This is a genomic window from Streptomyces sp. NBC_00448, assembly GCF_036014115.1.
GTDB lineage: Bacteria > Actinomycetota > Actinomycetes > Streptomycetales > Streptomycetaceae > Actinacidiphila.
Genome location: NZ_CP107913.1, coordinates 4,270,654 through 4,297,329, shown reverse-complemented (window position 1 = coordinate 4,297,329; position 26,676 = coordinate 4,270,654). Strand labels below are relative to the sequence as shown.

Below are 26,676 nucleotides of genomic sequence, written 5' to 3'. Positions count from 1 at the left end.
GTACCGGCACCCGTACCCGTGCCGGCATCGCCGCCGCTCCCGCCGCTGCGCGCCGCCCTGACCTCCTACGCCGGGGCCGCCAGCAGGGGGCGGGCCCGCTCGCGCAGATCGAGCACCTGGGGGTCGTCGTTGTACGGCTCCAAGCGGTGCAGGAGGTCGCGGACGTACTCCGTGGTGCGGGCGGAGGAGATCCGGCCCGCCACCTCGACCGCCTTGACGCCGGCGGCGCAGCACGCGTCGAGGTTGCCCGACTCCAGCTCGGCGACCGCGGAGACCACCAGCCGCAGGCCGTGCGAGCGGACGAACTCCTCGGTGGGCTGGGCCAGGGCCTGCTCGGTGAACCGCTGGACCTGGCGCGGCAGGCGCAGGTCGCGGTAGCACTCGGCGGCGTCGGCGGCGAGCCGGTCGTAGGAGTAGAAGCCGAGCCAGCTCGGGTCGGCGTCGCCGGCGCGGGCGCGCTCCAGCAGCGCCTCGGCCGCGGACAGGGCGGCGCCGCACGCGGCTGCCTCGCCGGCCTTGGCGTGCGCGCGGGCCTCGACGAGGTGGAAGAAGCTCATGGTGCGGGCGGTGGCCAGGCCGCGGTTGCGCTCCAGGGCGGCCTGGGCGAGGTCGACGCCCTCGTCGGAGAAGTTGCGGTAGGTGGCCTGGAGGGACATCGACGCCAGGACGTAGCCGCCGAGCGGGACGTCGGCGGCGGCGCGGGCCAGCCGCAACGCCTGGATGTAGTAGCGCTGCGCGGCCTCCTGTTGGCCGGTGTCGAAGGCCATCCAGCCCGCCAGCCGGGTGAGTTCGGCGGTGGCGCCGAACAGCGCGCGGCCGACGTCGTCGCTGTAGGAGCCGAGCAGCAGGGGCGCGGCCTCGACCCGCAGGCACTCCGGCACCATGCCCGAACGCCAATCGCCCCCGCCGTACTTGGAGTCCCAGCGGCGCGCGTCGTCGGCGGCCTCGCGGAGTTTGGTGACGTCGGTGTGGCCGACGTGGGCCATGCCCGGGGCGGGGGCGTCGCGGGCCACGGTGGCGTCGGCCGGGGTGATCAGCCAGCGGGAGGCGGGAGTGACGTAAGCGCTCACTGCGAAAGAACCGGCCAAGCTCTGCCAGATGCCGCTGCCGCCGGGGCCGCGGCGCCCGGCGAGATCCAGTCGCCACAGATCGGTGGCCGATTTCACCGCCTCCCCGACGTCGCGCGGGAAGGCGAGGCCGACTTCGGGCGCGGGGTCGGCGTCGGCCAGACCTATCTCGTGCAACGGCACGGGCCGGCCGAGTTTGCTGCCGATGGCGGCGGCTATCAGATGCGGCGCCGCGCCCTGCGGCACCATGCCCTTGGTGACCCAGCGGGCCACCGATGTCTTGTCATAACGCAGCGTCAGACCGCGTTGCGCGCCGAGGTCGTTGACCCGGCGGGCGAGTCCGGCGTTGCTGATGCCCGCCATGGCGAGAAGGGTGCCGAGCTTCTCGTTCGGCCCGCGGTGTTCTCTGTTCACTGCGGTTCACCTCGTGATGCCGCTGGGGGCAGGCCGGCCCGGCCTGGTGATGTCATGGGGTACGGGGTTCACCCTCCCCTGGAGCCCGATTCGGCCACCGCGGAAGCCGCGGTGCGGCCGGTACGGTGCGTGTGCCGGGCACCCGAGCCGCGCGTACGTGTGCGAACCGGGTACACCCAGCGTAGTTCGCCGCATCCCGACCGTTAAGAGGCTCGTGCCGTATGGCCGGAAACGGACGGGTGCCCTCGGGCGCCCGGCGTGCGATGCGCGCACGATCCGGCGTGTGCTCCCGGTATATGTGGCCGTGCGCCCGGCCGTGCGCTCTGTGCCGTGCTGTGCCGTTGGGCTTGCATGGTGCCATGGGTCGGCCCGTGGACCCCGGCAGGCGGCTATGCCGGGGTGGAGCGGGCCACGGGGTTCCGCTGCCACAATCCCCGCGGGTGGCGGACCGGCCCGGGCGGCGTCCGAACGCCTCCCGGGCCGTTGACCCCGTGGCCGATTCTGTAAAGGTGATTCCCGGGCGCGTGGCCGCTCCGGGACACGTTCCGTGACCGTCGCCGATCACCGCAGGCGGCCTGCCCGGCGCTGTCGAGGCATATCAACTGCGGCATGTGCCGCGGACTTTGGCGCGAACCAGACGTTTCGCCGCCGGCCCGCCGCCGGTTGACGCGCGAGTCGGTTCGGGCGGGTTTCGCCCTCCGGCCGAGCGCGCGACCCGGCCTGCCTTGGTGCACCCATGCGCCTCCTTGCGCGTCTCCACGTGGCAGCATGGTCTTTCGGACGTCAGACGTGGCGGCCCGGCGGGGCGAGCAGCGGGAGCAGCGGAGCCGAGCCGTGCCGGCTGTCCACAGCCTGTGGAGGCGGCGATGCGGTGGTTGGTGGGGTGGAGCAGTGCCACTGCGGGTCCGTTGCCCGGCGCGCGGTCCCGCGCACTCCAGCCCGTCGGCGCGCAACTCCTGTGGGGTGACCCCGATCCGCTGTGGGCGGTGGGGGATTGGCGCCCCGACGAGGTGCGGGTGGTGCACGCCGACGCCAACGCCCGTGCCAGGTCGAACGGTTCGGCGGGATACGGCGCCGGCGCCGCCGCGTACGGCGGCTACGGGGACGCGAACGGCCACGGCGGCGCCGACACCTACGGCGGCGCGGGCGCGTACGGCGCGGCCTCGTACGGGAGTTCGCAGGGCGTGGCCCGGCTGGCCGTGCTCGGGCGGTGCGGGGCCACCGACGCGCAGCTGCGGCTCGGCCTGGTCGCGGCCCGCGGCGGCGCGCTGCGGCATGTCACCGCGTGGCCCGGCAGCTACACCGCGGTGCTCCAACTCGGCCGCCGGATCACGGTGCTGGGCGATCTGGCCGGCGCGCTGCCGGTCTTCCACACCCGCTGGCGGCACGGCACCGCGTACGCCACCGCGGCACTCCCGCTCGCCGACCTGATCGAGGCGGGGCTCGACGTCACCCACCTCGCGGCCACCCTCGCCTGCCCGGACGCGCCCGAGGCCCTGCTCGACGGCACGCCGTACCTGGGGGTGCGCCGGGTGCCCCCGGGCCACGCGCTGATCCTTCGCGACGGCGCACCCGAGATCACCGGTTACGAGCCCACCGCGTCGCTGGCCGTCGGCCACCAACCGGCCAGCACAGCAGACGGGTTGGCCGCCGTGGAGGGCGTACGCGACGCGCTGCTCGACGCGGTACGGGTCCGGCTGGCGCAGCCGCGCTTCGTGCCCGACGGTGCGTTGGACGGGGCCGGGCCGGCGCCCGGGATCGGCGCGGACCTTTCCGGTGGCATCGCCTCCTCCACGCTGGCGCTGCTCGCGGCCGGGCTGCCCGGCATGCCCGGCACGCTGCCCGGCGCGCCCGGGTCGCTCGCCGGGGAGCGGCTGCTCGCGGTCACCTTCAACGACCTCGTCGGCGGGCTCGGCGGGCTCGGCGGTGCGGACGGCGCGCACGGCTCGGCGGCCGAACTCTCCGAACTCGAACGGGCCCGGGAGATGGCCGCCGACCCCCGGCTGCGGCACATCGTGGTGCCCGGCGGCCCCGAGGCGCTGCCCTACGCCGACCTCGTCTCCGGCTGGTCCGAGGGCTCCGGCGGGCTCGGCGCGCTCACCGACGAGCCCGGGCCCGCGCTGGTCAGCGCCGAACGCCACCGGCGACGGCTGGCGGCGGGCGGCGCCGACCACCTGATCGGCTACGGCGCCCGGCAGGTGCTCGACGCCCATCCGGCGCGGCTGGCCGACCTGTTGATGGACCGGCGGCGCCGCCACCTGCTGCGCCCGGTGGCCGCGCTCACCCGGGCGGACGGCGGCGGCACCCTCACCGGGTCGCTCACCTCCGTGACCGTGCCGCTCACCGTCTACCGCGCCGCGCGCCGGCTGGCCCGCACGCCGTACCGGCAGGGCGTCGAGGACGTCGCGTCCGCGCTGCTGCGGCGGGACTTCGGGCTCGGCGGACCGGACGGCCCGGGCGGCGGCGCGCTCACCGCGTCGCTGGCCGCGATGGTGTGGGTGCGCTCCGGCCCGGCGGCGCGCTGGCTGACCGGGGAAGCACTGGCCGAAGTATCGGTTCGCCTGCAGGACGCGGCACACCGGCCCTGGCCGCTGGAAAGGCCCGGCGAACGGCGTGCCCGCGCCGCCCTGGCCCGGCACGCCGCGGACTACCGGGTGTTGGAGCAGGCCGCGGCCGTACCGAGCCAGCGGCTGCACGCGCCGTTCCTCGACAACCAGGTGGTGCGCGCCTGCCAGGCCCTGCCGAGCGCGTTGCGGGTCCGGCCGGGGGCGCGCGCGGAGGTGCTGCGGGTGGCGCTGTCCGGCGCCGGCGTGCACGGGCTGCCGCCGGGCTGGGGCAGCGGGTCACCGGCGGCCGCGGGGTCGTCCGCCGCCCGGATCGGGCTGCGCAGCGCGCTCGACCCGCTGCTGGACCTCTTCGAGGCGCCGCTGCTCGCGGACGCGGGGCTGGTCGACGCGCGGGTGCTGCGCGGGGCGTTCCGCGCGGCGGCCTCGGCGGCAGCGGGCTCCGGCGGGGCTTCCGGCGGCGCCGCGGGCAGCGGTGAGGTGCTCGCGCTGGAAGGGCTCGGCGAGATCGTGGCCACCGAGCTGTGGCTGCGCCGGCTGCTCGGGCGCCGCGGCTCGTGCTGGACGGGGACGGACGCGCCAGAACAGCGCGCGCTGGCCGGGGGAGTGCAGCGGCTCACCCTGTGAGGAGGGCGCCGGGGGCGGTGCGTCGCGGTGGGCGGTCGCCTGGGGCGCGGGGGCGAGCGGGGTGCCCGGGCGGGCGCTAACGGGACGACCGGTGCCGGGGACGGGACGGCCGGGGGACGGACGGGGTGACCGGGACGTAGCCCTGGCGGAAGCCCGGCGAGGGCCCGGCGGAAGCCCGGCGAGGTGGCCCGACTGTCCTGGGTGTCCCGCAGAATGGGGGAGCGGGTGCGCCGGGTACGGCAGCGGCTCGCGGCAGAGGTACCGCGGAGGTACCCGGAAGACCAGGACACGAGCAGACGCCGGCCGGGCGGATGCCGGACGTGAGGCGAGGTGCGGGCGCGATGGCCGTGTGGGACGACGTGGTGGGGCAGCCGGCCGTGGTGGCCGAACTGGCCTCGGCCGCCCAGGCCGCGGACGCGCTCGTGACGCCTGACCACGGCGCCGAACAGCCTCCCGGCGCCCCCGCGGCCAACGCCTCCCGGATGACGCACGCCTGGCTCTTCACCGGCCCGCCCGGGTCGGGCCGCGCCACCGCGGCGAAGGCGTTCGCGGCGGCGCTCCAGTGCGTCAGCCCGGACCGGAAACTGGGGGCGCCCCCCGGCTGCGGCTTCTGCGACGGCTGCCACACCGCCTTGATCGGCACCCACGCCGACGTGGAGACCGTCCGCACCGACCTGCTCAGCATCGGCGTCAAGGACACCCGCGACCTGGTCCGCCGCGCCTCGCTCTCCCCGGCCGGCGGCCGCTGGCAGGTGATCGTCCTGGAGGACGCCGACCGGCTCACCGAGGGCGCGGCCAACGTGCTGCTCAAGGCGATCGAGGAGCCCGCCCCCCGTACGGTGTGGCTGCTGTGCGCGCCGTCCGTGGAGGACGCGCTGCCCACGATCCGCTCCCGCTGCCGGCTGCTGACGCTGCGCACCCCCTCCCCGGAGGCGGTCGCCGACGTCCTCACCCGCAGGGACGGCATCGACCCCGACCTGGCCGCCCGCGTCGCCCGCTCCACCCAGGGCCACATCGACCGGGCCCGCCGGCTGGCCACCGACGAGTCCGCCCGCGCCCGCCGCGCGAACGTCCTGCGCCTGCCGCTGCGCGTCGCCGACATCGGCGGCTGCCTGCGCGCCGCCCAGGAACTCGTGGACGCCGCCGGCGAGGACGCCAAGGCCGTCGCGGAAGAGGTCGACGCCAAGGAGACCGAGGAACTGCGCGCCGCCCTGGGCGCCGCGTCCGGCACCGGTGGGCGGATGCCGCGCGGCACCGCCGGAGTGATGAAGGACCTCGCCGACCGCCAGAAGCGCCGTGCCACCCGCACCCAGCGCGACACCCTCGACCTCGCGCTGACCGACCTCGCCGGCTTCTACCGCGACGTCCTCAACCTCCAACTCGGCGGCTCCCCCGACCGCGTCGCCAACATCGATCTCCTCGACGGCATCGAGCAGATCGCCGCCTCCTCCCGGCCCGAGCACAGCCTGCGCCGCATCGACGCGGTGCTCGCCTGCCGCGAGGCCCTCGACCGCAACGTGGCGCCGTTGCTTGCCGTCGAGGCCATGACCCTGGCTCTCCGCGCCGGCTGACCCGCGCACCCGTTCGCGCCCGGGTACGGCGTCGGGTGCGGGTGCGGAGTCGGGCGCGGGTATGGCGTCGGCGGTGGGCGCCGTGCGTGCCGTGCGCACCGTGGAAGTCGCCCGGGCGCCGCCGCCACGCATGCCCGGGTCCCACGGGGCGGCGCGGTCCAGCGGTGCCCGGACGTCACGGGGTCCCGCCTTCCACGCCCCTGCCCGTACGGCGAACCCGGGCCCCGAACCCCGAGCCATGAGCCCGAGCCGGCGCCTGGGGCACCCGGGCGCCATCAGTCCAGGTCCCGCTCCCGCCCCCGTACGAGCCCGGACCCCACCCGTCGCACCCCACCCCTGTGCTGCCTTCGGGTGATCACGAGGCCCGGGCGCAGCCGGGTCCCGCCCGCCGGGCGCCCGCGGATGCAAGGTGCAGGCAGCGTCCCCGCCGCTCGCCGTGTCCCCGCGGGGCCGCAGCCGTCCCGAAGGGGCTCCGCCGTGGCCGACGCCGTACTCGTCCTCCTCCTGCTGCCGGCCCTCGGCGCGACCGCACTGCTGGCGGTACGGGCCCTGCGGCACTGGTACGGCGAGCGCGCCGGGCGGGTGTACGAACTGCCCGTCGACCATCGCGGCACCCTGCTGCGCGCGGGCGCCTCGGGCGTGGCCGCGCTGTTCGCCGTGACCGTCGCCGTGCCGCTCGTGCACGATGCCGCGGCCGGCCCGGTCCGTACCCGCGCCGTGGCCGCGCGCGAGCCCGACGTCATGCCGTCGCCGCCCGCCCGCACTCCCGAGCCCGCTCCGCCGCCGCCGGAACTGCGCGTCCTCGGCCACCCCGCGGGCGGCACCCTGCAGGAACTGCGCGACGGCACCCGCGTATGGCTGCCGCGCCACTACACGACCCCGTCCGCGTCCGGCGTCGCCTATCCCGTCGTCATCGTCCACACCTCCTCCGCCGGCTCCTCCGCCGCTTCTGGCCTGTATTCCGCGTTCGCCGGACAGGCGAACCGCGGCCGCGCCAACTCCTTCCTGCTCGTCGCTCCTCCCCGGTGCGCCGCCGACTCCGCTGCCGTGCTCACCGAGGTGGCCGCCCGCTACCGGACCCTGACCGCCCGCACCGCGCACGGTGTGATCGGGATCGGCTCGCAGGCACCCTGCGCCGTCCGCGAGGCGCTGTCCCACCCGGACCGCTACGCGGCTGCCGTCGGCATCTCCGGCGACTACCCGGCCATGACCCGCCCGGCAGGCCGCTATCCCTCCCTCCTGCTCGCCTCCACCACCGCGCAGGCCGGCCAACGGGCCTCCGCGGTACGGCTGCGGACCTCGCTCCGGCCGACCGGCGACCAGGTCAGGCTGCTCGACGGGGTGCCCCGTGCGAAGGACCTGCCGGCCCAGGTCGCCGCGTATCTCACCGAGAAGCTGGACGGCCCGGCCCGCACCCCGACGGCGAGCCTCACCCCGACGCCCGGGTCGCCGTTCGCACCGACCGTCACCGCCACGCCGACCGGTACGTCAACCGCCACGCCGACCGGCACCGCGCACCCGGGCGCACCCCACTCCGCGTCCGCACCGACCTCCAGGGCACCCGCAGCCCACACACCGGCACCCGCGCGCAAACCCACCACCGCCACCACCGCACCCGTATCCACATCCGCGCCGGTCACCGCACCCAGACCCGCGCCCGCACCCACCTCCGCGGCCCGGCGAACCCCGCCGACACCACCGCGAACCCCCTCACCCCGCGCCCACACCTCCACGATGCCCAGCCACCCCCACGTCACACCCTGAAACCGCCCGTAAAACCCGGAATCACTCAAAAGGCGACAGGGTTGGCGAACCTCGACGGCTTCCGCCGGATACGCTCGCCTCACCCAACGGGAGGACCTGAGCCGCTGATGCCCGCCGCCACGCACCCCACGCGCCTGCTCCGCATCCCCGCCACCGTGATCGCGGTGACCGGACTGCTGCTGACCGCATGCTCGGGAGGGAGCGGCCACAAGGCCGCCGCGGCCTCCTCGCCGGCGCCCTCCGCGTCGTCGTCGGTGGCCGGCTCGTCCGCGCCCTCCGCGTCGAGCACCTCCTCCGCGGACCTGTCGTCGTACTACAAGCAGAAGATCAGCTGGCACAGTTGCGGCGTGCCCGGGTTCGACTGCGGCACCCTGAAGGTCCCGCTGGACTACGCCCACCCCGTGGCGGCCGACGACCTCAAGCTCGCCGTCGCCCGGAAGAAGGCCACCGGCAAGGGCAAGAAGCTCGGCTCCCTCCTGGTCAACCCCGGCGGCCCCGGCGGCTCCGCGATCGACTACCTCCAGTACGCGGCCCTCGGCTACCCCTCCGCCGTCACCTCGCGGTACGACATGGTCGGCGTCGACCCGCGCGGCGTCGCCCGCAGCGAGCCCGTGGAGTGCCTGAGCGACAAGCAGATGGACGCCTTCACCGCCGTCGACACCACCCCCGACGACCGCGCCGAGATCAACGCCCTCACCACCGCCGACCGCGGCTTCGACTCCGCCTGCAACCGCCGCTCCGGCAAGCTGCTCGGCCACGTCTCCACCGTCGACTCCGCCCGCGACATGGACGTCCTGCGCGCCGTCCTCGGCGACCCGAAGCTCAACTACGTCGGCAAGTCGTACGGCACCTTCCTCGGCGCCACCTACGCCGGGCTGTTCCCCAAGAACGTGGGCCACGTCGTGCTCGACGGCGCGATGGACCCCTCCATCAGCGCGCTGGACAGCAGCCGTACCCAGGCCGGCGGCTTCGAGGTCGCCTTCGACGCCTTCGCCAAGGACTGCGTCGCCCGCGCCGGCTGCGCGCTCGGTACCACCTCCGTCGCCGACGCCGGCAAGCGCCTCACCGCCCTCTTCAAGTCCCTCGACGCCCACCCGTTGAAGACCAGCGACGCGGCCCGCCCGCTCACCGAGGCCCTGGGCACCACCGGTGTGATCTCCGCGATGTACGACCAGTCCGCCTGGCCGAGCCTGCGCAGCGCCCTCGCCGACGCGACCAAGGGCCAGGGCGAGGCCCTCCTCCAGCTCTCCGACAGCTACTACGAGCGCGACGACTCCGGCAAGTACAGCAACCTCATGTACGCCAACGCCGCGGTCAACTGCCTCGACCTGCCCCCGGCGTTCAAGTCCCCCGCCGACGTCGAGAAGGCCCTGCCCTCCTTCCGCAAGGCGTCGCCCCTCTTCGGCACCACCCTCGCCTGGTCCTCCCTCGGCTGCGCCTACTGGCCGGTCCCCGCGACCGGGCACGCCGCGAAGATCACCGCGGACGGGGCCGGCCCGATCCTCGTCGTCGGCACCACCCGCGACCCCGCCACTCCCTACGCCTGGGCCCAGTCGCTGGCCGCCCAGCTCAGCTCCGGCCATCTCCTCACCTACAACGGCGACGGCCACACCGCCTACGCCCGCGGGTCCTCCTGTATCGACTCCGCCGTCAACGCCTACCTGCTGGCGGGCACCGTCCCCCCCGCCCACAAGAAGTGCTCCTGACCAGCCCCTCCCCATGATCCCCCCACGGTCCCGAGCACCCTCCTCAACCCTGTAGACTTTCCCCCGCTGCTGCTGACACCCTTGTGCCCAGCAGCACACCCCGCACCAAGCCGCCTTAGCTCAGTTGGCCAGAGCAACGCACTCGTAATGCGTAGGTCTCGGGTTCGAATCCCGAAGGCGGCTCCACCGAAACTCCAGGTCGCACAGCCCGTGACCTGGGTTTTTTTCATCTCGACCTGGAGATCGGGGTCAACCGGCATCTGCGGTCTGTGCATCGTATTGCGTAGGTCGTGGGTTCGCCCCCTACGGACAGCGGTGCTCGTCCAAGGCGTTGACCTGCTGTTTTCGTGCCCCAGATGCTGGGGCGATCAGGTAGGCGAGGCCTCGTTGGGCAACGATGCGTGATGCTTGTCAGAACTGCTTGGCGGGGCCGGGATTAATCGAGGTTCGTCTTATGCCTTTCTGACAAGAGCGAGGCCTGCGGCGGCGCTCCGAGCAGGGTGCAGGTACGGAACCGGTGTGCACATATTCAGCTGCGGGTCGAGGCCCCGAGGACGACGAGCCGAGGTCGGCGGCTCGCAGCGCGTGTCACCGGCGTCCGCCTGGACTTCCGGGGAGGGGAGAGCGGGGGCAGGGTGGCGGCCTCCGGCTCGGTGATCCGGCTGTGGGCTGTGCGATCACCTTCCCTATCGGCGAGGAGACCAGCACCCTGCTCCTGCTGCTCGACAACCCGGCCTGCAGCTGCGGCACGGCCGTCTTTTCACACGGGCTGCGACCGGCTGGCGACAGTGCGCTTGCGGGCATCTGCCGCTGAACCGGGCCGGGTGGGTCCCTTGCGAAAGCCGCTGCCCAGTCGTCCTGTCCTGCAGCTGTCGGCAGCAGCGAAGAGTGGGGGAGAAGCTACTACTAGGGTGGGGCTCGCAGCGCACGAGGGCCTCTTTGGCGGCACGGTCGGCGAAAGTCGGGACGGAGCAGACGGTACATATGGCGGACGAGCAGTTGGACCTCGGAATTCCGATGCCGGAAGGGTCGGGGGGCAAGGGCGGGTCCAAAGAAGGTTCCGACCAGGCCGGCCCCCCACGCAGGCTCGGCGACGACGAGACGATCGACTACATCAGCAACAAGGATGTCGTCAAACTGACTGAGGCCGAAGTCGTCCGTCAGCGCATCGCCAAGGTGCTCGTCCACCAGTACGGCATCAACCCCGACGACATGGTCCGTGACTATGTGCTACAGGTCGCCAACGTCGAGACGGGGCGGACGAGCCGCAGGCGCGGCAGTATCGCGATTTTCGAGCACGGCAAGCCGAAGAGCCTGGAAACCCTGAAGCGCATCGTTGTGACCAAGGCCCGCCCCAAGGGCAGCCGTACCGTCACCAAGATCCGCACCTACGCCCAGGCGGACGCTCAGCTGGCGGAGCTTCGCGAGCTGATGCTCGCCGCCGGGCCGTCGTGCACGCTGGGCATGTGGACCGATGACAAGGACCTGTACTTCGTCGAGCGCCAGGACACCCGCTTCGAGCCGGAGTTCCACCCGCTGCCGAACTGGCCGAGCGGCGACGCCGAGGAGTTCGACGCCACGCGGGACGCCTCCTCGCTGGCGGAGATGCGCCATGCCGACGAGTACATGCTCCGCTTCGCCTTCCGGCGCTGTCACAACTTCATCCACGGCAATGAGGGCCTGCCCAAGGACGCCGCCTTCTGGCAGTTCCTGTATGTGCTGTTCGCCAAGATCCATGACGAGCGGCTGGTCCGGGAGAACGGCCGGACGCCGCGCTTCCGGGTGGGTATCGAAGACCTGGATCCCGAGGGCCACACGGGCAGCCCCGCGGTCGCCGCACGCATAAAGGAACTGTTCGAAGAGGTCAGGAAGTTCTACGCGGACCAGCTCCTGTTCGATCACCGCGACGAGCTGACCCTGTCGCCCGCGGCCCTCACCTTCATCACCGGCGAGCTGGCTCCGTTCAACCTGTATGCCACGCCGATCGACGCGAAGGGCGTGGCGTACCAGGAACTCGTGGGTGACAACCTGCGTGGTGACCGCGGCCAGTACTTCACCCCCACCGGCGCCGTGCGACTGATGGTGGACATCCTCGACCCCAAGGAGCACGAGACCGTCTTCGACCCCTGCTGCGGCACGGGCGGTTTCCTCCGCGAGACCCTGAACCACCTGCTGGACCAGTGGAAGCCCAAGAACGGCACCTTCACCAGCCAGCAGTACGCACAGATCCTGCCCCCGCTGCGCAGGAAGCTGGCGGACTACGCGCGCGGGCACATCTTCGGCGCCGACTTCGACCCGTTCCTGCGCCGGGCCACCGCGATGAGCGTCATGATGCTCACCGATGTCGCCGGCAACGCCTTCCAGATGGACTCGATCGCTTTCCCCGACGGCCATCTGCCGGGCAACGAGGAAGCGCGGAAGGTCGCGGAGATCCAGCTGGGCAATGTGGACGTCCTGATGACGAATCCGCCGTTCGGCGCTGACATCCCCTTCTCCGAAGCCGCCGTCCTGGGCAAGTACCGCGCGCGTGCCCGCAAGTGGGGCGTCGCCTGGTCCTATTCCCGGGAGAAGGACGGCACGCTGAAGCCGTCGACCGTTCCCGCCTCGGCCGTCGCCCCGGAGCAGCTCTTCGTCCAGCGCGCCATCGAGTGGGTGAAGCCCGGCGGACGTATCGGCATCGTCCTGCCCAACGGCATCCTGTCCAACCCGGGCCCGTCGGACGAGGCGGCACGCAGGCTGATCCTTCAGGAGTGCTGGGTCATGGGCAGCATCGAACTGCCGGTGGAGACCTTCATCGTCGAGGCCAACGTCAACATCCTCACCACCCTGCTCTTCCTGCGCCGCAAGACCGAGCAGGAGAAGCAGGAAGAGGGCATGTACGGGGCCGCGGACTACCCGGTGTTCATGGCCGTCGCCGAGAAGGTGGGAGTCGACCGCCGGGGGAACCCGGTCCTGGTCCGCTCTCCCGAAGGGGACGTGATCACCGAGGAGTACGAGGAGACGGAGGTCCTCCGCATCGGGCAGCGCGAGGTGTTGCGTACCTTCAAGCGCCAGCGCCCCATCGTCGACAACGACCTTCCCAAGATCGCGGAGGAGTACCACGAGTTCGTGAAGCGGCACGCGCACGAGTTCCCCTGGAAGGCCCGTACGTGATCACTCGCATCGAGGCCTACAACTACCGCTGCTTCGAGAACCTCGCAATCGATCTGTCCCGCTTCCATGTCCTCGCCGGGGCCAACGGCTCGGGCAAAAGCACACTGCTGGACATCCCCGTCCTGCTCCGTGACCTCCTCACCGTCCGACAGATCGCGGACGCCTTCCTGGCTCCCTCCCCGTCCACCGGCCGGCCGCCGCGTGCGCTGTCCCTCGCCGAGTCGGCGCACCGGGGCCAGGGGGGTGGCTTCGGCTTCGCCGTCGAGGCCGTCCTCCCGGGGGAGATCGCCGACGCGATCGCCGAATCCTCACGCGACCCGCGGTTCCCGGTTCCCACGCACTTGCGGTACGAACTCCATCTCGCGCCTGTCGACAGCGGTCTGGGTATGGAGATCGCGGGTGAATACCTGGTGCTCTTCCACGAGGAGAACCCCGTACGCCCCGTCCCGCGTCAGAAAATGTTCGACGACCCCGACGAAACCGTGGTCATCCCGGGCAGCGGCCGTCGCCCGCGCCGGGTCGAATACCCCTGGCAGGAGTCCTGGCGTCCGGTGTTCGCCCGCACCGGCGGCACGGTGGTCCGCTTCACCGACGAGACCGGCCGCGCGCCCCAGCTCTCCCTCCAGAGCCAGCACAGCAGTCTGGCCCTGGCCAACGTTCCCTTCGACGACACCCAGTTCCCGGCCGCGCTGTGGTTCCAGAACCTTCTCCGAGACGGCGCCGTCCTCTACGACCCCGAGTGGTCCGCGCTCCGTCAGGCCGCCCCGCCCGCCGGCCGCGGACCGGCACTCGACACCCAGGGCCGCAACACCCCCTGGCTCGCGCTTCAGCTCAGCCGTGAGGACCCGGAGTTGTACGGCGCCTGGGTCGATCTCGTCCAGCTCGCCCTGCCCCAGGTGGAACAGGTGGAGGTCGTCGAGCGGGAGGAGGACCGCCACGCCTACTTCCGCGTGACCTACTCCGGCGGCTACCAGGTCACCTCCTCCGGGCTGTCCGACGGCACCCTGCGCGTACTGGCACTCACCCTGCTCCCGTACCTGCCCCGCACTCCCGCCCTGCTGCTGACCGAAGAGCCGGAGAACGGCATCTATCCGCAGGCCATCGAGATCGTCATGCAGGCCCTGCGGAACGTACGCGGCAGCCAGGTACTCGTGGCCACCCAGTCGCCGCTGGTGCTGGCCAACGTCGGCCTCGCGGACGTACTCGCCACCCGCATGGATCCGGCCACCGGCGCGGTCACCGTCGTACGCGGCGACCAGCACCCCCGGATGGCCGACTGGCGGGCCGGCCTCGACGACCTCGACCTCGGCACCCTCTTCGCCACGGGGGTGTTCGAGTGAGCCGCGCCAACGCCAAGCGGAACCGCGCCGCCGGGCGGGGGAGTCCCGCGACGCCCGCCGTGCCCCGCCAGGCCGCCTCGGTGGCCGAGGAGAGCAAGCGGGAACTGGTCTTCCTGGTCGCGGACAAGGGCATGGAAGCCATGATCGGCGCCTTCTTCGGACGACCGGACTTCCATCACAAGCTGAGCTGTGCCCCCTTCGACTTCAATCCCAAGACCGACATCGTGCGCGCCGGCGGCCACGATCCCGGACTGGTGAAGAAGGAAGCCGGGCTTATCCTCAACCGGCGCAGGCATGAGTTCCGCCGCGCGATCGTCGTCGTCGACCACGCGTACGACAACCCGCTCGACCCGGACAAGATCCGCGAGCGGATCTCCGCCCAACTCGACGGCACCTGGGGGCAGTTCGCGGTCATCGTCATCGAGCCCGAGCTGGAGAACTGGTTCTGGGTGGACTACCCCGACCTGGTCAAGAAGGTCCTGCTGTGGACGGCGAAGGGCGGCGACCGCACCCCCAGGGAAGTGCTGGCGGAGGCGGGTCTGTGGCAGGCCGGAGCCGACAAGCCGCTCGACCCGAAGAAGGCGGTGGAGTACCTGTACGAGAACGGGTACAGCCGTGACATGCTCAACGGCATCTTCAAGCGGCTGGCGCTGGCCCTGCCGTCGGTGCGGGGGTGCACGGACGAGTCGTTCCGGCTGCTGATGGCCACGCTCGCCGAGTGGTTCCCGGCCACGGACGGACGAGCCGTGACGGCTTACACATCGGCTTACGCGGTGGACAACACGGAACAGACGGAGCACACGCAGTGAAGATCGCGTCCCACGACAACCCGGTACGGATCGGCTGGCTCGCGGAGCAGGGGGTCAGGCTGGACGCGGCGCCCTATCTGTCGGGGGCGTTCGCCGCTAGGCAGTTGCTGAAGCGGCTGCCCGGCACAGTGGAGCTGCGCGCACTCACTTTTCACGGTGAGGGGATCTTCCATGCAGGACGGCCGTTGCGCCGCTGGGTCACCTCGCCGGAACACGGTGTTCGGTTCTTCTCCAGTACCGACATCATGGAAGCAGACTTCTCCAATCTGCCGCTGATCTCCAAGACGTCCGTCGCGCTCAATCCCCGCCTGACAATCCACGCGGGTTGGAGTCTGATCACGCGGTCCGGCAGTGTCGGCCGGATCGCCTATGCCCGGCCTGACATCGATGGCTACGCCTGCAGCGAGCATGTCATGCGGGTCCAACCGGATCCGGGCAGGATTCCTCCCGGCTATCTCAACACGTTCCTGCGCAGCCGCTTCGGCGTTCCCATGATCACAAGCCAGGCCTATGGCGCGATCATCCAGCACATCGAGCCGCACCACATCGCGGGTCTGCCCGTGCCGCGTTTCGCTCCGGAGGTCGAGCAGAGTATTCACGAGCTCGTGGAGGATGCGGCGAGGCTCCGGGCGGAGTTCCAGGCCGGGCTGGAGACGGCGACCACGGACCTGTTCACCACGGCGGGACTGGAGGAGTTGCTCGACCTGCGGTGGCATGAGCAGCGTCGGGATCTGGGGTTCGCACAGCGGGGAATCACGTCGACGACTCTGAGGGCGCTCAATTACCAGCCGAGGGCAGGTCGGATCCTGCGCAAGTTGCGGGATGCGGATCATGTGCTTCTTCGCAAAATCTGCGCGGGAGGGCAGCTGAGTCGGGGGTTGCGGTTTACACGGGTGGATGGTGCTCCTGATCCGCAGCTTAGCTACCAACTTGTTGGCCAGCGACAGGCATTCTGGATGCGCCCAGAGGGGCGTTGGATCAGCAAAGCGAAGACGTCCTCTGGGGTGTTGGCGCAAGACGAGACCATTCTCGTTGCTTCGCAGGGAACGTTGGGCGAAAATGAGGTCTTCGCTCGCCCCGTCTTCGCTACTGGCTCCTGGCTGAGACATGCCTTCTCGGAGCATTTCTTGCGCATCCGTCCTGGAGACTCGGAAATCTCCGGAGCCTATCTATTCGCCTTTTTCCGTTCTGAAGTGATTTTCAGACTCCTGCGTTCTATGTCTACAGGTGGCAAGCAGCAGGACATCCACACTGGCTTGTGCGGCGACATCGCGGTGCCAGTTCTCACCGTGATGGACCGGGAACGCATTGAGCAAACGATCCGTACCGCATACCGGAAGCGCGACGAGGCCGACGTCTACGAAGACTGGGCATTGGCGCTCCTGGAACAGGCGGTATTGGAGCGCAGCGCGACCGCGTGAGTTCGAGTCTGCTCGACGTGGACACGGGGGTGCCGTTCCGTGCGAGATCCTGGAACGGCCTTGGATGTGTCCGACGCCGCGGCCCACTGCGGACCGGGGCGTGACCGGAGGCGTCAGGCGGCGGGTGTCGTGCCGTTCTTGAGCGCGGCGACGAACGCGCCCCAGACGTCCGGCGCGAAGGCCAACACGGGAGTGAGAGGTGTCTTGCTGTTGCGGACGGGGACGAGGGCCGGGACGCCGTCCGCTACCTCGACGCAGACGTCGCCTTGTTGCCCGCCGCTATAGCTGGACTTGCGCCACAGGGCGGCGCTCAGGTCTGGGGTGGCTCGCATGGCTTGAAGTTCTCCATTGCCGCTTCGATCAACGCTGCGGACCCTTTCGGCGGCAGGGCGCAGGATTTCATGCGATCGTAGTCTCGCAGTTGCCGCAGGACGGTCTCCCTATCGTCGAAGACTTCTCCGCTCCCAGCGCCTTCCTGATAGACGGTTGTGGAGTTGTCAGGGAGCGTGAGCAGGATGAGTGCGCCGTTCATCAATGCGCATGCCCCGGCCTCGAACGGGACGACCTGAATCGTTGTACGCCCGGTTTGCACCAGAGGCAGGAGCGCTTCGAGTTGCTCGTACATCACAGTTGGACTGCCGACTGCCTGCCGGACGGCCGCCTCGTTGAGGATCCACCAGGAATCCGGTGGATTGTCTCCGCGTAGCACCTCCTGGCGGCTCAGGCGAGCTGCTACGAGGCTGTCGATCTCCTCTACACCAGCTCCAGGGTTGCACTCGCGGAACAGCGCCCGCATATACGCCTCCGTTTGAAGCAGCCCAGGAACGATGCTGGACCCGAACTCCTGAATCCGCGCAGCCTTCGCCTCCAGCTCCAGGCAGTGATCGAACCGCCGAGGCGTGTGCTCCCGCTTGACGACCCTTCACAACCCCTGGAACAACTCCCCTGTTCCAAAGGCCGCGTCCAGCTTCTCGGAGATCGGCGGCAGCGGCAGCCGTTCTCCCGTCTCCACGCCGTGCAGGTGCGTCTTGCTGTAGTTGACGATGCCCGACAGGCGGTCCAGGGACATCCGGGCCAGCTGCCGGTGCCGGTGCCGGTGCAGTTCAGTCCCGTACAACTCCAGTGCCGAGCACGCGAATTCGAGGCCCTGTGTGCCAACCGTCATCCGTGCGGCCCTCCTTGGTGCCGTGGTCCTCGCTGTTCCAGGTCCCCGGAGGGGACGGATCACCCCTGTCGGGGGTAGTGACGGAAGGTGACGATGGGGGGACGAGCAGTGATTCCCGCCGCTTACATGCACCCTCGTTCTCGGAGATCCCTGATGGACGCTGCCCAGCCGCCCGACACTCCTACCCCACCACCGGCCTTGCCCCCAGCCCCAGCCCCAGCCCCATCCCCGGTCCGGACCGGGCCCCCGCCCAACCCGCCCCCGACTACGGCGGCTTCTGGATCGGCTCTCGCGACATCAGCCCGGCCTACGTCCCGGGCGCACCCTCCGCCGGAGCCGTACCGCCGCCACCACCGGCCGTCGGCGACCTGGCGTACGACACCAGGAGGGATCGCTACGGCGTGGTGATGGAACGTGCGGGCGGGCAGGTGCACTTCCGCCCCAAGGGCGGCGGCCTGGAGTGGGCGGCGCGGCCGTTGGATGTCGAACCGGTTGGCGCGGGCGAGGCGTTGGCCCGCGCCAATGCCCGTAGCCGGGGCGAGATCTCGTGAGCCGCCAGAACCCACCGGACCCGCAGAACCCACTGGACCCGTCGCCGAAAGTGAACGAGGAAGTGAACGCGAGCGCCTACACCCCCGCCGCCGGACTGCCCGGCATCCCCGTAGGCACCCTGGTCCGGGACACGGCGACCGGTCGCCAGGGCACCCTGCGGGACGTGCTTCCGTACCAGCCCCCGGACAGCCGGCCGGTCCCGGGTCCCGTCGTCCGGCCGCCCCGGGTGCTCGCTTTCATCCGCCCAGTGGGCGGCGGCCGTGAGTGGACCACCGACCCGGGAGACGTCGTACCGCTGCCGTGAGGATGGACATGGGCTCAAGACGCCCGGGGATCAGATGAGTTGGTCGTCGGCCACGTCCAACTCGTCCTCGGCTCGCAGCTCCGCCGCCAGATCCACGAGTGAACCCTCACCGACCACGTGCCAGTAGAGCGTGCCCTGGACCTGCTGGTTGTTGTTCATCGCTTCCTTCCGCATCTTGCGGACCAGTGTGCTGGGCGCGTACGACTCGCCGTCCCCGGCCCAGACCAGCGGCTTGGACGTGTTGTTCTGCCATTCCGCCCGGCCCCGGGCCGGATCGGCCGCCAGCCAGGCGGACAGGCCCTGCCGGTCCGGCCGGGTAACGGGACGGAACTCCACGGGGGTGCCGTCGGTGATCCGAGCCGACTTGACGATGAGGCTCACGGCATTGGTCGAGCGGGCGCGCTTGCCCTGGACCCGCTCCTCCACCCGGTAATCGGCATTATCGGGGGCGGGTTCACCGGAGCGCATGCCGTCCACGACACGTCGTACGACCAGGCGGACCCGCTCAAACGTGCGCATCGCGGTCAGCATCTGGCTGTTGCGGCCGTACGCCACGTCGACCGTGGCCACCAGCCAGCCGAGGGCCCGCTCGACGAGGTCCGGCACCAGGGCGAGCCGGGAGTCCCAGTCCGCGCCTTCCTTCTCGATGTCGGTGGTGTCCAGGACCTGGAAGATCACGTGGGTGATCAACAGATCGCCGTTGCTGGCGGCGCTGGCCGCACGGCCGAAGAGGTTGTCGCTCTGGACGGACAGCGCGGACTGCACCGCGCGCAGCAGTTGTACGCAGCGCCATACTCTCAGCGCGCCGAGCGAGTTGCCCGCGCCCGAGCCGAACAGCGCGCGGTAGTTCTCCTTCTCCCAGAGCAGCGAGACGTCCCTCTTGGCTCGCGCCGCCATCTCGGCGGCACGGTGGGTTGCCGCGAGGGCGATCGCCGCCTCGGTCATGGTGGTGCCGCTGTCGGGCTCGGGCGCGGGCTCACCGCGCTTGACGACGTACGTACTTCTGAGCGTCAGGGCGAAGTCGTCCCGCAGGGCGATCTGGATCGGGTCCCTGGATTTCCAGTCCCGCTCCTCGATGGGGTTCTGCGTGTTGGTGTTGATCGTGACCTCGTCCCCGAAGCCGTCCGGGCACTCTTCGAGGGAGATGAGCCGGACGAGCACCCGGCCCCGGCGGGCGGACGAGGCGTTTCGCAGCATCGCGCGGGACATCGCGCCCACCGTCTGGGCACCGTTGACCACGCTGGCGCCTTCCAGCACGAACCCGGCACCGGCACCGGGCCGGACCTCACCCCTGCCCTTCTTCACGATGCGATCGCAGACCAGGGTGATGCCGTTGCTGAAGTACCAGAAGTCCTCGGGTCGCTCCAGAAGCGTGCTGTGGATCTTCTCGTTGACATCGCTGGAGTCGAGCGAGTCACGGATGTTGCGGGCGAACAGGTGGCGTTCGTGCTCGTCGTACCAGGCGGCGATGTCCTCGGCGGACATGGTGCCGTAGAAGGCCCGGTAGGGGACCTCTTCCATACCGACGCTGTCGAGCCACGCCTCCAAGGTGATCTTCCGCTCGGCGTGCTCACCGAGGATCTCGCGGTACAGGCCGCGCAGGTCGATGACCTTGTAGTCCACCATCTCCTCTCCGGTGTGGCCCCAATTGCGCTTGGCCAGTTCGGTCTTGAGCAGATGCCGGGTGTCGGGGTGCAGGTCGGTGTCCGTCACCAGGGCGAGGATGAGCGTCACTCTGGGGGAACCGCTCTCCAACGCCCTTTCCAGGGCTTCCGTATGTGGCTCGATACGTCTGTTGAACTTGCCGAATTCCAGGTTGAGCAGGTAGTCGAGCCCCCGCAGGAGGTGATCCACCTCGTTCTGCCCGAAGCCCGCTGTCGCCTTGTCGCTCCACTTGGCCTGGACCAGGGTGACATGGTGGCGGTTGCCGCGCTGCTCGACGGCCACGGCGTCGATACCCCAGTCGTCCCGGCCGTCGATCACCGAGAGCGCCGCATCCCGGTCGCCGCCTCCCGTTTCGCTCTTGACCGCCAGCGCGGCGACGGCCCGGCTGAGGAATTTCTTGTCCTTCTCGTGCTCCGAGACGTCCGTCATGCTGATCAGCGGCAGGAAGCGTTCGTTGAGCTGCTTGCGCAGATTGCGGACGTGAACCGGATTCGACATGTGCCCTCCCCGTTGCCAGCCTGGCCGACAATCACCCTATCGAGGTGGGAGCACCTGAATTTGCCCTTGGCCTGGGACTAAAGTGACTCGCGGACATGGTGGTGCGGTGCACATCACACCCGCACCCGCCTGACGAGCAGGGACGGGGGCCGGGGGCGGCTCATGGCAAGGATCATCAGGGTCGGCGAGCCCGTCAACGACGCCGAGAGCATGGTGCTGCGGCACCTGCGGGACAAGGCTCCGGCCGACTGGACCGTGATCCACAACTTCGAGATCATCCGGCATCGGCAGACCTTCGAGATCGATCTCGCGATTCTGACCGACCGTGCCTGCTACATCGCTGACACCAAAGGCACCCACGGCCGTATCGAGGTGCACGGGCCCCGGTGGTTCCCGGAGGGGCGCCAGCCGTACCCGAGTCCTGTGCGCAAGGTGCGCGAGCACGCCAAGACGGTGGCGAGCCTGCTCCGCCAGTCGCGCGCATCGTCGCAGATGGGCTCGGTGTGGTGCGAGGAGCTGGTAATCCTCCCGTACGACGACTCGCAGTTGGTCGACGCGGACGGCAAGGACGAGAAGAGTACGGTCCTGCTGAGGGACCTGGTGCCCTTCCTCCAGGGACATCAGCCGTCCAACGGTCGGCCTGTACTGCCCATCACCCCTCTGCACGAGGACATCGCGCGGACCCTGGGCGCGGTGTACCGGCCCCCGTCCGGGCCGCGGCGGTTCGGGATCTACGAGGCCAGGGAGACACTCGCCGAGACGGGCGGCGAGGCGGCGGACGACGCGGACCGGGTGTCGGTGTACCGGGCCGTGCGGTCCGACCAGCCGAACACGGGGACGTACCTGGTCCAGGTGCACACCGTGGACCCGCTGCTGCCGGAGGAGGAGCACACCCGGGCGCGGGAGAAGATCGGCAATCCGCTGCAGGCGCTCAACAAACTGCCGCCCAGCCGCAATATCGTGCCGTGCGTCGACGTCGTCCAGCTGGAGGACGAGAGCGGGTACGCGGTCGTCCTCAAGGACGTGCACGCGGAGGCGCTGCGCGTGCGGATGGGCGCGGGCGGGGCCGCCTCCGGCCGCGCCGTGCTCGGCGCGGACGCCAAGCGCCGGGTGGTGTCCGGGGTGTTGTCGGGGCTCGCGACGGCGCACAGCTACCGGGTGGTGCACCGCAATCTCACCCCGGACACGGTGCTGGTGGATCGCAACGGCACCGCCATGATCACCGGCTTCGACTACGCCCACACCGGGCAGCGCCGGGCGGGCACGGTGGTGATGGACGCGTACGCGCGCCATGACGCCGCCTACCTGGCGCCGGAATGCCTGCAGGGGCCGCAGGGTTTCGGGACGGCGTCGGACGTCTTTGCCGCCGGAGTCCTTTTCCACGAGCTGTACACCGGTGAACTGCCGGCGGCGACCGGCGGAAACCGGCTCGTCGACAGTCTCGGTGAAACGGATGGGGTCGACTCCGGGATCCGGGACCTGATCCGACGCCTGCTCGACGCCGACCCGGCGCGGCGGCCGGACGCTCGGACGGCCGTCGCCGAGCTGGAGCAGTTGTTGCGGGCGGGCTCAGGCGGGGCCGGACGCGGCCGGGGGACGGGGCGTCAGGCGCCTCCCGGGGAGCCCGACGAACCCTTCGACTGGAACAGCCCGACCAGTTACTACAACCTGCCGGAAGGCTTCCGGCTCACCGAGAAGTTCCACGTCCGCAAGGAGCTCGGCCGGGGCAGCTTTGGTGTGGTCTACCAGGTGTTCAACACCCTGGACGACACCGACGAGGTCCTGAAGATCATCACCAAGGACCGGGAGTCGGTCGAGACCCGGCTGAAACTCGAGTACCGCATCCTGCGCCAGCTGCCACCGCACCCGAACCTGGTCAAGGTCATCGACGCCGACTGGCTGCCCAAGGGCGGATTTCCCTATCTGCGCCTGGAGTTCGCCGAAGGACATGACCTCCAGGCCGCGTCCGGCCGGGAGCGCCGGCTCGGCGCCGCCGATGTGAAACGGCTGCTGGAGGACTGCCTCAGCGGGCTCGGACACCTCCACGAGCACGGCGTCTACCACTGCGACATCAAGCCCAGCAACCTGCTGTGGACGCCCGAGGGCACCAGGTTGCTGGACTTCAACGCCGCGGTCTCGGTGGACTCCACCCTCACCCCCACTCTCGGCTCACCGCGCTACTACGCCCCGGACGCCGTCCACCGGCAGCGTCCCACCCGCGCGGAACTCGCCGACCTCGACCTGTACGCCCTGGGAATCTCCGCCCACATGGCACTGACCGGGGACTACCCCTGGCCCGGCAAACGGCAGCCGCCCCGCGACGAGCGCGGCCTCGACCCCCGGAAGATTGCCGGCCTCGGTGATCTGAGCCAGGCCTTCGCCGACGTGCTGCTGCGGTCGATCGCACCACGCAGGGCCGACCGCTTCGCTGACGCCGAGGCGTTCCTGACCGCCGTACGAGCCATGGGCGAGGTGAGGATCGCACCGGTCGACCCGCACAGTGGCCTCGCGTATGGGCTGCCAGCCGTGTCGCACGTGCCACAGACCGCCAACACCAACTCCTTCGTCAGCCACCTCCAGACGCTATACAGCCAGAGCACCCGCACCAACGCGGGCACGCGCGGGCTCGACCCCGCGGAGTTCCCGCTCTATGTGGCCACGGCCCTCGACACCCGGCTGCGCGCCGCCGTCCTGGCCGGGGAACACCGGCTGGTCGTCATCACCGGCAACGCGGGGGACGGCAAGACGGCGTTCCTCGAACAGCTCGTCGTCGAGGCGGTCAAGCGAGGAGCGACACGAGGGGAGAAACGGGTCAACGGCGACGACTTCGTCTTCCAGGGCCGGACCTTCCGTACCAACCACGACGGCAGCCAGGACGAGGGCGAGCAGGACAACGACGCCGTGCTCGACGCCTTCCTCGCCCCTTACAGGGGTGCGGACCCGGACGCCTGGCCGGATGAAGAGACCCGCCTGATCGCCATCAACGAAGGGCGCCTGGTCGACTTCGTCACCGAGCACGACGACACCTACCCGCTGCTGGCCGGGACCATCCGCGCGGGCCTGGGATCCGGAGCGGACGCACACGGTGTCGCGGTGGTCAATCTCAACGCCCGGGACGTGGTCGCCGATCCCGGGGGCGCCGGAGAGTCGATCCTGCACCACATGATCGGCGTGATGACGGATGCCAAGCACTGGGCCGCGTGTTCCTCCTGCGACCTCGCGCCCCGCTGCTACGCCCGGCACAACGCGCAGACCTTCGCCCACCCGGCAGCCGGACCCCAGGTCACCGAGCGACTGGCGTCGCTGTACCGCATGACCCATCTGCGCGGGCGGCTGCACATCACCCTGCGCGACCTGCGGTCTGCTCTTGCCTACACGCTCACCTCGGGCCGGGACTGTGCGCAGATCCACGAGCTCTACGAGCGGCCGGACAGCGTCCAGGAACGCCTGGACGGCTTCTACTTCACCAGCTGGGCGGGCCTGCACACGGACGGCGGCGGCGAACCGGACCGGCTGCTCGGCCAGTTGCGCGAGCTGGACATCGCCACGGTCCCGGACCCGCAACTGGACCGCAAGCTGGACTATGTGGGGCCGGAAGGCGGCCACAGCCTGATCGCCGTCGATCAGCGCGGCGACCACGACGCCGAGCTGCTGAGAGACCGCTTCGCCGCGCTGCCGCGCACCCCGTCGGCTGACGTACGGGTGGCCTCCGCGCACCGGGCCTACCTCGCTGCCGCCCGGCGGCGCTTCTACTTCGAAAGCCTCGACGACGGTCGCTGGAAGAGCATGCTCAGCTATCACGCGGGCGGCCGGTTCCTGGACCTGCTCACCGGCGGCGAGCCGGGCCCCGCCGAGCTGGAGCGGATCATCGAGGCCGTCAACCGGGGCGAGGGGCTGCCAGGCGCGGCCCTGGACGGCCGGCCCGCCCTCGCGCTCCAGGTCAGAGCGGTCCCCGGCGGGAGCGTCCGCAGCTACCGGCTGTTCCCCGCCGACCGGTTCACGCTGGCCATCGGGGTTCCGGCGGCCTCGCGGTATGTGGAGACCAGCTCCCGTGAGCTGATCGTGCGCTACGAGGACCCCGACGAGGCGCGGCGGCACAGCGCCGAGCTCGTGGTCAGGCTCGACCTGTACGAGCTGCTGATCAGGCTCCACACCGGCTACCAACCGGGCGTCGAGGACCGGCAGGGACAGAATCTGGCGCTCACGGTGTTCAAGAACGCGCTGTCGGCCACCCCGTACCAGGAGGTACTGCTGACCGCACCGGGCAGTGTGCCGCATCGGATCAGCCGCCTGGCGGACGGGGCGCTGCGGCTCGCGCCGGTGGAGTCCGGGCACGGCACGGGGACGGGGAGAGACTGATGGCACTGCGGAAGCGGGACAGCGAATTCCGGCACCTGGGCGTGTCGTACCTGGAGTTCAAGCGGGTCGAGATGGACCGGGTGCTCACCGGGTTTCTGATGCGGGTCAACCACAACGGCCAGCCCGGCAAACTCACCGGGCGGTTCGCCCTCACGAGCGACAAGTTCGTCCAGGAGTTCCTGGACGAGAAGTACGCCGACCGGTTCCAGGGTTTCGGCGATTCCCCGGAGATGGCCCGCCGCTGGATCGAGACACAGCTCCTGGACATGGTCAACCGGGGCAAACCCAGCCAGGCGGTCGCGGGACTGCGCCCGCTGCACGGCCTGACGTACAAATTCCGCAACTACTACCATTCCCGGGCCTACGGGGCCGACGCGCAGCTGTACGAGATGCTGAGGCACGCCCGGGGTGGCCGGGGCAGCCTCGCCCTGGACGGGATCCGGGGCTTCTTCTTCAACGGCCTGGACCCCGCGCTCGGGACGGCGCTGCCCGGCGGCAGCCTCGACGTCGAGACCCAGGCCGTACTGCACCTCAACAGCCAGGTGAAGCCGGACACTCCACAGACAGTGAAGGGCTGGTACTCCGCCCCGCCGCTGTGCGTGGGACAGTCCGACCTGCTCGCCGACGACGTGCTGCGGCTGCTGTCCCTCCGTGACCTGCTGCCCCGCATCGTGATGGTCGAGTATCTGAAGATCCTCTTCGCCTTCCACCTGGCCCTGGGGCAGCTGAAGACGATGAAGCTGCTGCCGTCCTTCGTGGAGCGGTCCGGCCCCGAGCCCGGCTGCGGGCCGGAGAACTGCCCCGCCGGTCCTGACCAGGGGCATGACTCCTTCGGAACCTGCCCGTTCCAGGTCGGACTGTTCGCGGACGCGGCCGGGGTGCCCGGCTCACCGGCCGCCGCCCTCGCCGAGCGGAGCGCGGAGGTGTGGCTGCGGCGCATCCCCGGCTTCGTCCGCGCCGGGTACGTGGTGCGCAAACTCGGTGAGTTCGCCGAGCACATGGCTGGTCGTGGCGAGATCGCCAAGCCGTCAGGAGGCTACTTCACGGTTGCCGAGGTGCTGCGGTACGGGGGCAAGGACTACAAGGAGCGACGTGAGCAGTTCTTCGCCGCCCGGATGGACGCTCTCCTCGACGAGACACCCGTCGACGAACAGCCCGAAGAGGTACGGCCGCTGCTCGACGCCGCGATGGGACTCGGCTTCTTCGAGCAGTACATCGAACTACTGATGGCCTACCGGGGTAAATACCACAACGACTACATCATCGACACCATCGACTCGCTGCTGCTCAAGAACCGGCAAGGTGCGGTCATCGCCCAGCCCTACCGGGGCCGCCGCCGCTTCGTCCTGGACAGCGCTCTGCTGGAAGTGCTCGTGCAGATCGCACTGCTGAGGCCCAACCCGCGTGGCACCAGGTCCCGTTTCATGTACCACACCGTGTCCCTCCGGCTGGACGAGTTCATGGACATCCTGCGGACCCGCTACGGCTTGTACGTCAACCAACTGCCTGGAGCCGACGGCTTCGCGTCCCCGGGCTTCGAGGAGCAGACGGCGCTGCGGTCCAACGCCGAGGCGTTCACCACCCGGATGCGGGAGATCGGCTTCTACAACGACCTGTCCGACGCCTACCTCACCCAGGTGATCACGCCCAGATTCGTGATCACCAAGGACGGCACAGTGACGGCGGGCGGAAGGTAA

General features: G+C 70.6%; 17 protein-coding genes and 1 tRNA gene. 13 read left to right on the top strand and 5 right to left on the bottom strand.

What is annotated here, in order from left to right:
- Nucleotides 1-65: 65 nt before the first annotated feature.
- Complete coding sequence (locus tag OG370_RS18100; protein ID WP_328465521.1) at nucleotides 66-1,481, bottom strand: MFS transporter; 1,416 nt, start codon at nucleotides 1,479-1,481, stop codon at nucleotides 66-68.
- An 866-nt stretch (nucleotides 1,482-2,347) separates the two neighbouring features.
- Between OG370_RS18100 and OG370_RS18095 the strand changes: the two genes are divergently transcribed.
- From OG370_RS18095 to mads5, 9 genes are all read left to right on the top strand, one after another.
- A complete protein-coding gene (locus OG370_RS18095) occupies nucleotides 2,348-4,672 on the top strand; it encodes an asparagine synthase-related protein (protein WP_328465519.1) in 2,325 nt (774 codons plus the stop codon).
- Nucleotides 4,673-5,013: 341 nt separating this feature from the next.
- Nucleotides 5,014-6,243, top strand: a complete 1,230-nt coding sequence (locus OG370_RS18090; RefSeq protein ID WP_328465516.1) for a DNA polymerase III subunit delta' — start codon at nucleotides 5,014-5,016, stop codon at nucleotides 6,241-6,243.
- A 477-nt stretch (nucleotides 6,244-6,720) separates the two neighbouring features.
- Complete coding sequence (locus tag OG370_RS18085) at nucleotides 6,721-8,007, top strand: hypothetical protein (protein WP_328465514.1); 1,287 nt, start codon at nucleotides 6,721-6,723, stop codon at nucleotides 8,005-8,007.
- A 107-nt stretch (nucleotides 8,008-8,114) separates the two neighbouring features.
- Complete coding sequence (locus OG370_RS18080; RefSeq protein ID WP_328465512.1) at nucleotides 8,115-9,713, top strand: alpha/beta hydrolase; 1,599 nt, start codon at nucleotides 8,115-8,117, stop codon at nucleotides 9,711-9,713.
- Nucleotides 9,714-9,822: 109 nt separating this feature from the next.
- Nucleotides 9,823-9,899 (top strand) — tRNA-Thr (locus OG370_RS18075).
- Between the two features lie 753 nt (nucleotides 9,900-10,652).
- Nucleotides 10,653-12,866, top strand: coding sequence for a methylation-associated defense system DNA methyltransferase MAD2 (gene mads2, locus OG370_RS18070; protein ID WP_328465510.1), 2,214 nt, complete (start codon nucleotides 10,653-10,655; stop codon nucleotides 12,864-12,866).
- Nucleotides 12,863-14,206 (top strand): methylation-associated defense system AAA family ATPase MAD3, encoded by a 1,344-nt coding sequence (gene mads3, locus OG370_RS18065; protein ID WP_328465508.1) that lies wholly within the window; start codon nucleotides 12,863-12,865, stop codon nucleotides 14,204-14,206. The genes mads2 and mads3 overlap by 4 nt, the downstream gene beginning before the upstream one ends.
- Nucleotides 14,203-15,015: a methylation-associated defense system protein MAD4 gene (mads4, locus tag OG370_RS18060; RefSeq protein WP_328465506.1), complete on the top strand. Its 813-nt coding sequence runs from the start codon at nucleotides 14,203-14,205 to the stop codon at nucleotides 15,013-15,015. Before mads3 ends, mads4 begins: the two co-directional genes overlap by 4 nt.
- Nucleotides 15,012-16,436 carry a methylation-associated defense system restriction endonuclease subunit S MAD5 gene (mads5, locus tag OG370_RS18055; protein WP_328465504.1) on the top strand — a complete coding sequence of 475 codons (1,425 nt, stop codon included), beginning with the start codon at nucleotides 15,012-15,014 and terminating at the stop codon, nucleotides 16,434-16,436. Before mads4 ends, mads5 begins: the two co-directional genes overlap by 4 nt.
- Before the next feature lie 113 nt (nucleotides 16,437-16,549).
- On the opposite strand, the gene OG370_RS18050 is transcribed toward mads5, so the two are convergent.
- The 3 genes from OG370_RS18050 to OG370_RS18040 are packed head-to-tail and all read right to left on the bottom strand — an operon-like array spanning nucleotide 16,550 to nucleotide 17,601.
- Nucleotides 16,550-16,768, bottom strand: a complete 219-nt coding sequence (locus OG370_RS18050; RefSeq protein ID WP_328465502.1) for a DUF397 domain-containing protein — start codon at nucleotides 16,766-16,768, stop codon at nucleotides 16,550-16,552.
- Nucleotides 16,747-17,307, bottom strand: a complete 561-nt coding sequence (locus OG370_RS18045; protein WP_328474211.1) for a DUF5753 domain-containing protein — start codon at nucleotides 17,305-17,307, stop codon at nucleotides 16,747-16,749. Before OG370_RS18045 ends, OG370_RS18050 begins: the two co-directional genes overlap by 22 nt.
- 51 nt (nucleotides 17,308-17,358) lie before the next feature.
- Nucleotides 17,359-17,601, bottom strand: coding sequence for a helix-turn-helix domain-containing protein (locus OG370_RS18040; protein ID WP_328465500.1), 243 nt, complete (start codon nucleotides 17,599-17,601; stop codon nucleotides 17,359-17,361).
- 401 nt (nucleotides 17,602-18,002) lie between these two features.
- Between OG370_RS18040 and OG370_RS18035 the strand changes: the two genes are divergently transcribed.
- Together OG370_RS18035 and OG370_RS18030 are read left to right on the top strand one after the other, a co-directional pair.
- Nucleotides 18,003-18,152, top strand: a complete 150-nt coding sequence (locus OG370_RS18035; RefSeq protein ID WP_328465498.1) for a hypothetical protein — start codon at nucleotides 18,003-18,005, stop codon at nucleotides 18,150-18,152.
- Between the two features lie 50 nt (nucleotides 18,153-18,202).
- Nucleotides 18,203-18,457, top strand: a complete 255-nt coding sequence (locus OG370_RS18030) for a hypothetical protein (protein WP_328465496.1) — start codon at nucleotides 18,203-18,205, stop codon at nucleotides 18,455-18,457.
- Nucleotides 18,458-18,487: 30 nt separating this feature from the next.
- Here the strand turns inward: OG370_RS18030 and OG370_RS18025 are convergent, their stop codons facing one another.
- Nucleotides 18,488-20,620 carry an AIPR family protein gene (locus OG370_RS18025; RefSeq protein WP_328465494.1) on the bottom strand — a complete coding sequence of 711 codons (2,133 nt, stop codon included), beginning with the start codon at nucleotides 20,618-20,620 and terminating at the stop codon, nucleotides 18,488-18,490.
- A gap of 162 nt (nucleotides 20,621-20,782) precedes the next feature.
- Here OG370_RS18025 and mads6 point away from each other — a divergent pair, with 162 nt between their 5' ends.
- Both mads6 and mads7 read left to right on the top strand, forming a co-directional pair.
- A complete protein-coding gene (mads6, locus tag OG370_RS18020; RefSeq protein WP_328465492.1) occupies nucleotides 20,783-24,979 on the top strand; it encodes a methylation-associated defense system protein kinase MAD6 in 4,197 nt (1,398 codons plus the stop codon).
- Nucleotides 24,979-26,676, top strand: a complete 1,698-nt coding sequence (gene mads7 / locus OG370_RS18015; protein ID WP_328465490.1) for a methylation-associated defense system protein MAD7 — start codon at nucleotides 24,979-24,981, stop codon at nucleotides 26,674-26,676. Before mads6 ends, mads7 begins: the two co-directional genes overlap by 1 nt.